We start from the raw sequence: 12,639 nt of genomic DNA on the forward strand, positions 1-12,639 counted from the left end.
CGCGATACGAGTGGTGAAACCCGTCAATTGGTTCGCGGTCGGCATCGGCAAACGAGATCTCCTCGCTGACACAACGATACCGATGCGGGGAAACCGGACGGAAACTTTTACAGGGGGGAACTTTTTTTCAAGTCGGACGTACGCTCAGCGACGCAAGGTCCGATCGTTGCGCAGATAGACGATCGCGCGATAGTCGTGGCGGGGCGTGCTGAACACCGGCCGATAGTCGCGCGCGAGCGCTGCCGCCACCGCGGCGTGGCTCTGCGCGTTCCAATCGGCAAGCGGGCGGCTGGCGCTGACGATCACCGGCGGGCGGCGCGAAAGGATGCGACGCACCTCGGCGGCTTCGTCGATCCCGGTCGCGCCTTGCTCGGGCGCATAAGCGAGCGTCGAAGGGAAGGCATATGCCGTCGGCAGGCACGCGTCGGCGAGCTGATAGACGATCGCATCGCCAATAAAGACATAGGGGCATTCGTCCCCGCTATTGGTCTTCACCACTCGCGCCAGCGCACGGACGCCGGGCGCGTCGTCAGGGCGGATCGCCGCCTCGACCGCAAACACCGTCAGCCCAGCCGCGACGATCGCCAGCGCGATCCGGCGATGCCGCGCGAACGTCACCGCGGCGAGCGTCAGCAACGGCGGCAGCAAGGGCAGCGCATAATGATCGAAATACACGCCGAGCAGGACGAACGGGACAAGCGCCGCACCCAGCCATGCCGTCGCCAGCCGGACCTCGGCGCCGTGCCACCCGCGCTTCACCGCGACCCCCGCGCAAATCGCCGGCAGGAGAAGCTGCGCGCTGATCCCGGCAAGCCGGCGCGCGGTCAGATCGGGCGGATAGCTGTACGCCCCGCGCGCGACGATCGAGGCGAAATTATCGTACCAGAAGGCCTGGAACGCCGCGGGACCGAGGTGCCAATAATAGCCGAGTGCCGCGACCGTCGGCGCCAGCCCCAGCGCCAGCCACACCGCCGCCGCGCCGAGCATGACGCGCCCACGCGCGCCGGCGCGGTGCAGATAATAGAGGTGCGCCAGGCCGAACAGCGCGCCCTCCACCGCCGGGGTGTATTTGGTCTGGATCGCCAAACCCGCGAGCAGGCACGCTCCCGCCCCGCTCAGCAGGATCGCGCGCGTCGCGCCAGCGCGTGCCAGCACCGGCAAGCGCAGCAGCAGGACCGCGCCCACGGCCATGAACAGGTTGAAGAAGACGGGTGCCTGCCCGGCACGCCCGCTCAGCAGCGGCAACCACACCAGATACGCCGCCCCGCCGAGCAACGCCCCGGCCGCATTCGCCCCAGCGAGGCGCGCCGCACGGCCGATCGCCCAGGCGGTCAGCACCGCGAAGAGCAGCGCCACCAGTTGATAGGCAAGGATGCCGTCGCCCGGGAACCGCTGCGTCGCGGCATAGATCAGGAACAGCCCGATCGGCTTGCGATCCCACAGGTCGATATAGGGCAAGGCGCCGTGCCACATCCGCGCGCCGACCAGCACGTAATATTGCTCGTCGGTATGGATGATCGGATTGCCGAAATCGGGCCCGCGCAGCGCGAGCGCGAGCAGCAGCAGGACGAACAGCGGTGCGGCCTGGCGCAGCCGCTCGGTGATGTTCAAAGTTCGCCCGGCCCGAACCCCAGCGTTTCGAGCAACGCCGCCCGCGCCGTCCGGCATCGCCGCCACAGATCGGGATCGCCGAGGTCGTCTGGGGCGATGTGCTCGGGCCAATCGCGCTCGACCAGCGCCGCGATCCGATCGCAGCGCGCCGGATCGAGCAGGAAGCGCGGGTCGATCGCCGCGTACGCCGCATCATCGACCGCGACACGCAAGCGCAGGCATGCCGGGCCGCCGCCGTTGCGCATCGATTCGCGCAGATCGAGCACGTCGATCCGCCGCACCGGGCCGTTCCCCGCGACCAGCCGCTGCAGCCAGTCCCAGACCGCGGGCAGTTCGCGGCATTCGCCCGGCACGATCAAGGCCATCGTGCCGTCGGGCAGCGTCACGAGTTGCGAGTTGAACAGATAGGAGCGGATCGCCGCCTCGAGCGAGACGCTCGACGCGGGAACCTCGAGGATCACTGCCTCGGGCAACCGCGCGCGGATGAAGCCATAGACCGCGGCCGGATCCTCGAACGCCTGTTCGTGCGTGAACAGTACGGTCTCGTTGGCGACCGCGACGACGTCATTGTGGAACGCGCCCGCGTCGATCGCCGCCTGGCTCTGCTCGACGAGCAGCGTGTCGGCCGGGTCGAGGCCGTGCCGACGCGCGACCGCCGCGCTCGCCGCGCGGTTCTGGCGTGCCGGAAAGCCGGTGTCGCGCCGCACGCCATAGACGAAGAGCTCGACACCGCGGGCGCCGTGGTGCGTCGCGAGCCGCATGAAATTGGCCGCCCCTTCGTCGCCGAGCGCGGCCGGGAGCGCATCGTGGACCGCAAAGTGGCGCGTGTCGCCGAACGCGAGGCGCAATTGCCGCGCAGTCTGCGGCGCCTCGAGGCTGCGGTGGAGCATCGTCGAGAGATTGGCGACCGACAGATGGCAGCGTCCGTCGCTCGTGTCAGGCGCGGGCGATACGGTCGCGGCGTTGGCGGTCCACATCGCCGAGGCGGCCGCGACGTTGCGCAGCAAGCCCGGATCCTCACGCCACGCCGCGGCGAGCACGGCGTCGTCATCGCCGGCAAAGCCGAGCTGGCGCAGCCAGGTCGCATCGGGCCGGTCATGCGGGAGCAGCAGCCCCTGGGGCAGCCCGAGCGCGAGCATATGGCGCATCTTGTCGATGCCCTGGAGCGCGGCGGCGCGCGGCGCGGAGACCGCGCCGGCATTGCTCGCCGAGGCGATGTTGCCGAACGACAGCCCGGCATAATTGTGGCTCGGCCCGACCAGCCCGTCGAAATTGATCTCGCGCATTCTCCGCAGCTACCGCACTCGCGGGCGCTAATCCACCGGCCCGAGGCAAAGTTCGGCGACCGCATCGACGATCGCCTCGGCATCGAGCCGATAGGCGCGGAACAGGTCGGGCAGATCGCCCGTCTGTCCGAACCGATCGGTGCCGAGCGGGCTCACGCGCATCCCGCGCACGCTGCCGAGCCAGGACAGCGTCGAAGGCGCGCCGTCGATGATCGTCACGAGCTTGGCGTCGGGCGCGAGTTCGGCGAGCAAGGTATCGGCATGGCTCGCCGCGGTCGCGCCGGTCCACCGCCCGGCGTGGCGCGCCGACCAGCCGCGATGCAGCAGATCGGGCGAGGTCACCATCAGCAGACCGAGCCCGGGCACATCCTCGGCGAGCAGGTCAGCCGCTTCGAGCACCTCGGGCGTCACCGCGCCGGTGAAGACGATCGCGATATCCTTATCGCCGCCCGGCCGCTTCAACCAATAACCGCCGCGCAGCGCGGCCTGCTCCCAGCCGTCGTCGGCGCGTTCGATCTGCGCAATCGTCCGCGTCGTAAGCCGGAGATAGACCGAGCCGCCGTCCTCGGCCTGCATATGCTCGAAGCCCCAGCGCATGATCAGCGCGAGCTCGTCGGCAAAGGCCGGCTCGAAATAGGTGAGCCCCGGCTGGCCGATCCCGATCAGCGGCGAATTGACCGACTGATGCGCCCCGCCCTCCGGCCCGAGCGTCAGCCCCGACGGTGTCGCGACCAGCAGGAAGCGCGCATCCTGGTAACACGCGTAATTGAGCGCATCGAGCCCGCGTGCGATGAACGGATCGTATACCGTGCCGATCGGCATCAGCCGCGTCCCGAACAGCGGCGCGGCAAGCCCGAGCGCCGCAAGCATCAGGAACAGATTGTTCTCGGCAATGCCCAGCTCGATATGCTGGCCCGCCTTATGCCCCGCCCATTTCTGCGCGGTCGGAATGCGCGCGGCGGAGAAGACGTCCTTCAATTCCTGCCGGCGGAACAGCCCGCGTTGATTGACGAACGCGCCGAGGTTGGTCGAGACGGTCACGTCGGGCGACGTCGTGACGATCCGGTCGGCGAGCGGGTGCCCCGATTTGGCGAGATCGAGCAGGATCCGCCCGAACGCCGCCTGGGTCGAGAGTTCGGCACCATCGGGCACCGGCAAACGCTCGGGGACCGGCACCGCCTGTGCCGGCTTCGCCTTGGCCGCTTGCGCCAGCGCGCTCGCCTCGACGACCGCGCGCGCCGAAGCCGCAGCATTGTCGCCGAGCCCGCCATACGGCGCCCATTCCTCGCCCGCCGCAATGCCGAGATCGCCGCGCAGCTGCTCGATCTGGCCCGGGTTCATCAACCCCGAATGGTTGTCCTTGTGCCCCGCAAACGGCAGGCCATAGCCCTTGACGGTATAAGCGATGAACAGCGTCGGCACGTCATCGTCACAGCGCGCGAACGCTTCGAGCAGGGTCGCGATACAATGCCCGCCGAGATTGGTCATCAGCGCGGCGAGCGCGGCATCGTCCTGCGCGGCGATCAAGGCGAGCGTCTCGCTCTGCCCCGCCAGATTGGCATTCAACCGCGACCGCCACGCAGCCCCACCCTGATACGTCAGCGCCGCAAACTCGGCATTGGGACAGGCATCGATCCAGTCGGCGATCGCTTGCCCGCCCGCCAGCGCGAACACTTCGCGCTGCTTCTTGCCGTGCTTCAACGTCTCGACGCGCCAGCCGCACGTCTCGAAGATATCGTCGAAGCGGCGGAACATCCGGTCCGCCGTCGTGCTGTCGAGCGACTGGCGGTTGTAATCGACGATCCACCAGCAATTGCGGATGTCGTGCTTGTACGCCTCGATCAGGCATTCGTAGATATTGCCCTCGTCGAGCTCGGCATCGCCCATCAGCGCGATCATCCGGCCCGCCTCGGCCTCGGCCATCTCGCCATGCGCGATTAGATAGTCCTGGATCAGCGATGCGAAGGCAGTGATCGCCACGCCCAACCCGACCGACCCGGTCGAGAAATCGACGGGGATCGTATCCTTGGTGCGGCTCGGATAGCTCTGCGCACCGCCCATCCCGCGATAGCGTTCGAGCGCGTCCCGGCTCTGCTGACCGAGCATATAGTGGATCGCATGCAGCACCGGCCCGGCATGTGGCTTGACCGCGACCTTGTCGTTCGGCCGCAGCGCGCCGAAATAGAGCGCGGTCATGATCGCGGTGATCGACGCGCAGCTCGCCTGATGCCCACCGACCTTCAGCCCGTCGCGGCTTTCACGCAGATGGTTGGCGTTGTGGATCGTCCAGGACGAGAGCCAGCGCAGCCGCGTCTCGATCGTCTCGAGCACGGCGATCGTGGCGGGGTCGGTGTGGTGCGCAGGCGGCGTAGCGATCATATCCATGTCGCCTGATAGCCGATCGGCGCGCGACCGCGATGCCCCTTTTGGCGGAGAATCACACCACCGCGACAGGTGCCCCCGGGCGCGCGGCGAATTGCGCGATCAGCCAGCTGCGCACCAGGCTGATCGTCGGATCGGCGAGATCGTCGGCGCGCAGTTTGAGGTAATAGCCAAAGCCGTCGTTGATCACGGTGTCGTAGGGCACGACGAGCCGGCCGGCGGCGATTTCGGGTGCGAACATGTCGATGTCGGCGAGCGCGACGCCGTCCGAATGCATCGCATAGCCGACCGCGAGCGCATTGGCATCGAAGGCGAGCCCGCGCTCGACATCGAGTTCGATCCGGCACTGGCGCGCGAAGGTGCTCCACAGCAACCCGCGCGGCTGCCCCTCGAGCTTGACGTGGAGCAGCGGATTGTCCGCCAGGAACTGCTCGAGCGACTTGCCGGCATTCCGCTGCGCAACCTCCGGCGAACAGACCGGCGCGACGCGCACCATCCACAGAAGGTCGGTCACGCGATCGTCGATATTGGGCCGATCGAACACGATCGCCATGTCGGTCTCGCTGCTCGGCAAGCCGACCGCGGACGAGCTCGAAATGTCGATCCGGATCGCGGGATGCGCGGCATGGAACGCCTGGATCATCGGCATCACGACCTGCTGCAACAGGCTCGGCGGAATGTGGAGGCGGATCGGGCGGCTGGTGTCGGGGTTGCTGCTGATCGCATTCATGGTCTGTTCGAGCCGATCGAACGCCTTGCCGACCTCGGGCAACAGCGTGGCGCCCGCCGCGGTCAACGCCAGCCCCTGCCCCGATCGATCGAACAGTTTATGGCCGAGCAGCTTTTCGAGGCTGATCACATGTCGGCTCACCGCGCTTTGCGACACGTCGAGCGCCTGCGCGCCCGCGGTGAAGCTCAGCCGCTGCCCGACCGCGTCGAACGCGCGCAGCGCGTTGAGCGGGAGCCAGCGCCGATTGACCGGGGATGGGCTGGAAATGGCGGACTCCTGAACGCTCGGTGCGGCACGGCTATGCGGGCCTACCAAGCGCGTTTTCCGCCGCGATGCAACGCCCGGGCGTGCGCGGCGCGCCCCTGCCGCATGGCCCGATCACGCAAGGCCTTTCTGCGCAGCCGTTCGGCCGCTAGGCGGGTCGGCTTGTAATCCGCGCCCGCGGTGCGGGACGGCAAAGCATCTGGGGGCGTGACGACGAATGATGGGAACCACACCGCGGCTCGAATCGGCGCGCTGGTATGTCGTGCTCGTGCTCGGGCTGGTCTATGCGCTCAACATCGCCGACCGGTATGTCGTCTCGACCGTGCTCGAGCCGATCCGCAAGGAATTCGGCCTGTCGGATTCAGGCGTCGCGTGGCTGACCGGCGTGTCGCTCGCCTTCTTCTACATCTTCGTCGGGCTGCCGATCGCGCGGCTGGCCGACCACGCCAACCGCCGCAACATCGTCGCCGCGGCGATCATGCTATGGTCGGCGGCAACCGCCGTGCTCGGGCTCACGCAGAATTACTGGCAGTTCCTGCTCGCCCGCATCGCGGTCGGCGTCGGCGAGGCGGGCGGCACCCCGCCCTCGACCTCGATCGTCGCAGACACCTTCCCGCGCCAGCGGCGTGCGTTTGCGTTGACGGTCTATGCGCTCGGCCTGCCGCTCGGCGCGTGGCTCGGGTCGAGCGTGGCGGGCGCGATCGTCGAGCATTTCCATAGCTGGCGGGCGGCCTTCATCGCACTCGGCGTTCCCGGCGTGGTGTTCGGGTTGATCATCCTGCTCACCGTGCGCGAGCCGGTGCGCGGGCGTTTCGAGCGGATCAGCGAAGCAAAAGTCCCCAGCGCGACCTTCCGCGAGACCTGCAAGTTCCTGTGGTCGCAGCGCTCGGCGTGGCACATCAATGCCGCGGGCACGGTGATCTGCCTGTGGGGCTGGGGTCTGCTGTTCTGGACGCAGACCTATTTCGAGCGCGCCTATGGCCTGTCGACCGCCGAGGCGGGCGCGCGGCTGGGCACGATCTATTTCTGGGCGGGCACCGTCGCGACGATCGCCACCGGCGCGATCCTCGCACTGCCGCAGATGCAGGATCCCAAGCGGATCGCGCAAGGGCTTGCCGCGATCGTCGCGCTCTCCACGATCCCGTCGTTCATCATCTACTGGACGCATTCGCTTTCGCTCGCGACCGCGATGCTGTGGATCGTCGTGCCGGCGATCTATCTCTATGTCGGGCCGACGATGGCGCTGCTGCTCAACTTCATGCCCGCCAATATGCGCGCGCAGGGCATGGCGATCAGCCTGCTCACCGCCAATGTCGCCAATCTGATCATCGCGCCGACTGTCGTCGGCTGGCTGAGCGATACGCTTGCCGGGCGGCTGGGCAGCAACGCGGAGTCGTTGCGCTACGCCTTGCTCGCACTGTCGCTGACCGGCTTTTGGGCGGCGTACCACTACTGGACGAGCGTGCGGACCTTCGCCGCCGACGATGCGCGGATCCAGGGAGCGGGCGCCGCCTGAGACCAGTAGTCGTCACCCCGGCCTTGTGCCGGGGCCCACCGTGCCGCGCGAACTACGCCGTAAGCGCGTGCCGCCCGGTGGGCCCCGGCACAAGGCCGGGGTGACGCAGGAGGAACGAGCGCTAGAACTTAACCTTCGCCCGCACGCCGATCGTGCGTGGGCGCGCATACGTCACGCGCGAGCCCGCCTGATAGATCGCGTAATAGGTCGCGCGCTGGATATCGATCACCTTGACGCCATTGAACAGATTGTTGCCGAAGATGCCGAACTCGTAATTGCCGATGTCATAGGCGATCGACGCGCTGGCATTGTGGCTCTCGGGGATCACCGCATAGGTCTGGCTGCGCCCGCCATTACTCGCTGTGTCGACGATCAGCTTTTTGGTCGCCGGATCGAGCGTGGTCGAGAAGTTGTTGAACGTCGTCTGCTGCGACGAGATGTATTTGTACGTCGCCTGCAGATGGATCGCCCCGCGCCCGAGATCGGCATCGTAGAACGCCCCCGCCGACGCCGTCACGCGCGGCGAATACGGCGTGCGGTCGCCGTCGAACGCGCCGACCGTCGGGATGTCGCCACGCGCGGTCGAATCGTTGAACGAGAAGCTGCCGTTGAGCGTGATGTTGCGCGTCGCCTTGACCGCCGCCTCGAGCTCGACGCCCTTGCTCGCGATCTTGCCCTTATTGTCGGTGAAGAAATACGAGCAGTTCAGCCGCAACCGCGTCTGCACGTCGGACCAGTCGATATAATAGGCGCTGGCGTTGAGCGTCACGCGACCACCCGCGAACTTGGCCTTTTCGCCGATCGTGTAGTTCCACAATTTGTCGGGCCCGAAGGTCCCCGGCGCGGCGCTATACCCGTACGAATTGAGCTGCGTCGTGCAGCGCCCGGCAAGCCCCGCCGTGCCGAGCGGCACCGGCTGGTTCGCGCCGCCATAGCGGAAGCCCTTGGCGGCTTCGGCATAGATCAGCACATTGTCGTCGAGCTTGTACGAGATGTTGGCGCGCGGATTGACGCCGTTCGATTTGAGCGTCGAGCGGATCGACTGGGTGGTACCCGTCGTGCGCCCCTGCGCGTCCTTGCCGAGCAGCACGCCGAACGCGCCGCCTTCATAGAGATAATAGCTCTCCTTGAAGTTGAAGTAGCGCAGGCCCGCGGTCAGATCGAGCCGGTCGGTCACGTGCCACGTGCCATCCGCATAGGCCGCGAACTGATGTTCGTGCACATCCTGCAGCCCCGAGAAGATGTCGTTCGAGCTGAATGCGCCATCGACGGTCTTCGAATCGTACAAGCCGGTCGGCGTCGCGAACGGGCCGAACGCGGCGTTCTGGTAGGACAGCGTGTCGAACCCGGCGACCGGGATGTCCTGGACGAGATGCCGGTTCTGCTTCTCGTAGAACGCGCCGACGGTCCATTTGACCGGGCCATCGCTCTTCGACACCAGCCGCGCCTCGGCCATGAAGTCGTTGAGCTTCTGGTTGATCGTATAGTTTTCGGCCGGGATAAGGCTCGTCACCGCATGGTCGTAGCTCGCGGGCGGGGCGTAGAGCGGGTATTTGCCGGCGCCGGTATAGGGCGCGTAATAATTGGCGAAATAATAGCCGATCTGCGGATCGGGGCTCGCGTTGAAGCCGATCTTGCGGTCGGTGTACGCCCCGGTCACGATCACATTGGCGAAGCCCGCGTCGTAATCGAAACCGCCGGTGTAGAGTTTGAACAGATCGCGCGTGCCCTCGGCGCCGTTGCTCTCATAGGTGTAGGGCGCGAGGCCATCGAGCCCGGTGTTGAGCCCCTTCGCGCGGCTGTTCTCATAGGTGAAGCTGCCATCGACGGTCAGTTTGTCGGTCGGCGTCCAGCGCACTGCGACGCGGCCCTGCGTCGAGCGGTTGCTGTTGGCGTTATCGACGCGGTGCTGGCCGATATTGTCGATGAAGCCGCCATCGTTGCCGACGAAGATGTTGCCGCGGACCGCCAGCTCGTCCTTGATCAGCGGGATGTTGACCATGCCGCGGACATTGTAGCTGCCTGCGCCATGCTCGGTGGTCGATCCGCTCGCTTCGGCCGTGCCGAAGAAGCTGCGCGCATCGGGCTTGGCCGTCACGAAGCGCACCGTGCCCGCCATCGAGCCCGCGCCGAACAGCGTGCCCTGCGGCCCGCGCAGCACTTCGACGCGGTCGAGATCATAGACCTTGAGGTCGGGCGTCTGCCCCTGCACCGAGATCGGCGTGTCATCGAGATACACCGCCACCAACGGTCGGTCCGACGTGTCCGACGTCACGTAACCGCCGGTCGCAAGCCCGCGCAGGTTGAACTTGTTGAACCCCGGCGCGCCCTCGGTGATGACGAGCGAGGGGGTGAATTTGGCGAGATCGGACAGATTGCCCTGCCCCGATTTGGTGATCTGATCGACGTTCACCACCGACACCGCGATCGGCACCGTCTGCAACGATTGCGCGCCCGAGCGTGTCGCGGTGACGACGATGTCGTTCAGCTCGTCGCCCTGCCCCGCCGCCTGCGGCGCATCGGCGGGCGCTTGTGGATCGGGTGCGGCCAGCGCCACGCCCGGCGCGATCAGCGCAAGCGCCGCGCCCGACGCCATGAGCCGCGCGACGATCCGCGCAGGACGCGCCGAAACGCTGTGACCGACAGAAATGCTCAACACGAAAGTCCCCTTTGCAACCCAGCTGCCCCGCCAAGGCAGCCATCGCGCACGCCATTCCCGGCTTATGCTTTCGACGCTGTCCTTGATCCCCGTTTGATATCGAAAATCGGATAGGGGCATCCAATTTTGGCATCAATGCCGATTGGCGGGCGCCTTGGCAAGCGGTCCGAGCCCGTCGGCGAGCGGGGTGAGCCACGCCTCGAAAGGGCGCCATTGGTCGAGGCCATCGCGATTGATCGGCCGGCGCACCTGTTCCGAACTCGGCGTCCGCACCGCCCGCCCGGTTTCGAAGAAGCGCAGGCACTGCGGCTCGAACGGCAGGCCGCAATACGCGAGCAGACGGCGGATTTCGGTCTCGGGATCGTCGATCAGCGCTTCATAGCCGATGCGGTGGACGCGACCGGGCAGCACGGCATCGAAATGCGCCATCAGCGCGACGTAATCGCGATAATAATGCCCGAGATCGGCAAGGTCGTAACTATAGGCCTGCCCGCGCGCGAACGCCTGTTTGAACAGCGAGAAGCAGCACGCCATCGGGTCGCGCCGGATATCGATGATCCGCGCGTTCGGCAGCATCAGCTGGATCAGCCCGGTGTGGAGGAAATTGCCGGGAAACTTGTCGACCAGCCACGCTTTCCCCGCGCGGTGGACCGCCGTCCGCTCGATGTAGGCACGGCCAAGCGCGGCAAAGGCGGCTTCGGGGACCTGCGCGATCGAGCCGGGATAGTCCGGATGCCGCTGCGCCAGTTCGCGCGCGAGCGTGGTAATGTCGGGCAATTCGGACGCGCCATCGACCGCGCTGTGGCTCGCGAGGATCTGCTCGACCAGCGTCGATCCCGACCGCGGCATGCCGAGCACGAAGATCGGCCCGGTCTCGGCGCACCCCGCCGCGGCGTTGCGGCGGAACAGGTCGGCATCGAATGCGGCGATCGAATCCGCCACGAAGCGGTGCATCGCCGCGGCATCGTGCGGTTCGAGCGCGGCGCGCGCGGCGTTGCCGCGCGCATAATGCGCAAAGGATTCGGCATACCGTGCCTCGTCTTCCAGCGCCTTGCCCAGCGCGAAATCGAGATAGGCGCGGTCGGCCGGATCGGGCGTTGCCGCGGCAGGGAGCGCCAGCATTCGGGTGAGCTCGGCAGCATCGAAGCGGACAGTCTTGAGGTTGGCGAGGCTCCAATACGCTTCGCCATAGCCCGGCCTGAGCGCGACCGCGCGGCGATAGGCGGCGACCGCCTCGTCCTGCCGCCCGACCGCGCGAAGCGCGTGGCCAAGGCCGTGCCAGGCATCGGCGTCGTCGGGCGTCGCGGCGAGCACGGTCTGGTACGCGGTGATCGCCGCCACAACGTCGCCGAGCTGCATGTGGATCGCCGCCGCGAGCGTTTCCAACGCGGCAAGCCCCGGCAGTGCCTGCAACGCCGCGCCGATCGCTGCGAGCGCGTCTTCGCCCCGCTCGAGCCGGTGGAGCGCAATCGCATGCGCGAACTGCGCCGGAACGAAGTCGGGCGCGGCCCGCCGCGCCTGCGCGAGCAGAGCTTCGGCCGCGGCAAACTGCCCGTGCTGCAGGGCGACATCCGACAGCAAGCGGACCGCGCCGAGATCGTTGAGGTCGATCCCGAAGCGCGCGTGGAGCGTGGCACGCGCGTCGGGCTCGCGCCCCTCGAAGAACGCCCGCGCGGCGACGCCGAGCGCTTGATCGGCGACACATCCCGGCACCCGCCGCGCTTGCGCATCGCGCGCCGCATCGCTGCGCCCGAGCAACAGCAGCTGGTCGCCGAGCGCGTGCCACGCCAGCGACGATGCAGGATTGGCGCGCGTCGCACGGTCGAGCGCTTCGGCCGCCGCCGGCCCGTCCCCCAACGCGGCGAGCGCCATGCCATATTCATACTGGACCCCCCACGCCCGCGGCGTGGCGGCCGCGAGCGGCGCCAGCACAGCGCGTGCCTCGTCCCAAACGCCATGTCGCCGCAGCGCCGCGCCCAGCAGGAAGCGCGCTTCGACCGAATGCGGGTCCGCCGCCAGAACACGTCGAGCGCACGCGGCGGCCGCGGCCGGGTCGGCGCCGAGCAGCCGCTTGGCCTCTGCCAGCATGGTTTGCACAGTCGAATTGCCCAGCCGCCTGGTCCCCGTCGCGATCATCGTCCGGGGGTCTAGCCAAGCCGCCACGGCAAATCCATCGATCGCCATGGCCCGC

At 67.6% G+C, this 12,639-nt stretch carries 7 protein-coding genes; 1 reads left to right on the forward strand and 6 read right to left on the reverse strand.

Translation table 11 applies throughout. From position 1 onward, the window contains the following. Positions 1 to 144: 144 nt before the first annotated feature. The 4 genes from EAH76_RS17700 to EAH76_RS17715 are packed head-to-tail and all read right to left on the reverse strand — an operon-like array spanning position 145 to position 6,324. Positions 145 to 1,611, reverse strand: coding sequence for an ArnT family glycosyltransferase (locus tag EAH76_RS17700; RefSeq protein WP_194151037.1), 1,467 nt, complete (start codon positions 1,609 to 1,611; stop codon positions 145 to 147). Further along, on the reverse strand, positions 1,608 to 2,897 hold the full coding sequence (locus tag EAH76_RS17705) for an N-succinylarginine dihydrolase (protein WP_140851605.1): 1,290 nt from the start codon (positions 2,895 to 2,897) through the stop codon (positions 1,608 to 1,610). The genes EAH76_RS17700 and EAH76_RS17705 overlap by 4 nt, the downstream gene beginning before the upstream one ends. A 27-nt stretch (positions 2,898 to 2,924) precedes the next feature. Further along, positions 2,925 to 5,282 (reverse strand): transketolase, encoded by a 2,358-nt coding sequence (locus tag EAH76_RS17710; protein ID WP_140851606.1) that lies wholly within the window; start codon positions 5,280 to 5,282, stop codon positions 2,925 to 2,927. 52 nt (positions 5,283 to 5,334) lie between these two features. Further along, a complete protein-coding gene (locus tag EAH76_RS17715; RefSeq protein ID WP_241659772.1) occupies positions 5,335 to 6,324 on the reverse strand; it encodes a LysR family transcriptional regulator in 990 nt (329 codons plus the stop codon). 166 nt (positions 6,325 to 6,490) lie between these two features. Between EAH76_RS17715 and EAH76_RS17720 the strand changes: the two genes are divergently transcribed. Then, positions 6,491 to 7,789 carry a spinster family MFS transporter gene (locus EAH76_RS17720; RefSeq protein WP_140851607.1) on the forward strand — a complete coding sequence of 433 codons (1,299 nt, stop codon included), beginning with the start codon at positions 6,491 to 6,493 and terminating at the stop codon, positions 7,787 to 7,789. Between the two features lie 121 nt (positions 7,790 to 7,910). Here EAH76_RS17720 and EAH76_RS17725 read toward each other — a convergent pair whose 3' ends face one another. Beyond that, positions 7,911 to 10,448 carry a TonB-dependent receptor gene (locus tag EAH76_RS17725; protein WP_140851608.1) on the reverse strand — a complete coding sequence of 846 codons (2,538 nt, stop codon included), beginning with the start codon at positions 10,446 to 10,448 and terminating at the stop codon, positions 7,911 to 7,913. 132 nt (positions 10,449 to 10,580) lie between these two features. After that, positions 10,581 to 12,584 carry a tetratricopeptide repeat-containing sulfotransferase family protein gene (locus EAH76_RS17730; RefSeq protein ID WP_140851609.1) on the reverse strand — a complete coding sequence of 668 codons (2,004 nt, stop codon included), beginning with the start codon at positions 12,582 to 12,584 and terminating at the stop codon, positions 10,581 to 10,583. Positions 12,585 to 12,639 lie beyond the last annotated feature (55 nt).

The organism is Sphingomonas glacialis (assembly GCF_006439055.1).
Classification (GTDB): domain Bacteria; phylum Pseudomonadota; class Alphaproteobacteria; order Sphingomonadales; family Sphingomonadaceae; genus Sphingomonas; species Sphingomonas glacialis_A.

Bases quoted from the DNA above. Each gene is read 5' to 3' on its own strand.
- EAH76_RS17705 (WP_140851605.1), bottom strand. From the start codon at position 2,897: ATGCGCGAGATCAATTTCGACGGGCTGGTCGGGCCGAGCCACAATTAT.
- EAH76_RS17710 (WP_140851606.1), bottom strand. From the start codon at position 5,282: ATGGATATGATCGCTACGCCGCCTGCGCACCACACCGACCCCGCCACG.
- EAH76_RS17720 (WP_140851607.1), top strand. From the start codon at position 6,491: ATGATGGGAACCACACCGCGGCTCGAATCGGCGCGCTGGTATGTCGTG.
- EAH76_RS17730 (WP_140851609.1), bottom strand. From the start codon at position 12,584: ATGATCGCGACGGGGACCAGGCGGCTGGGCAATTCGACTGTGCAAACC.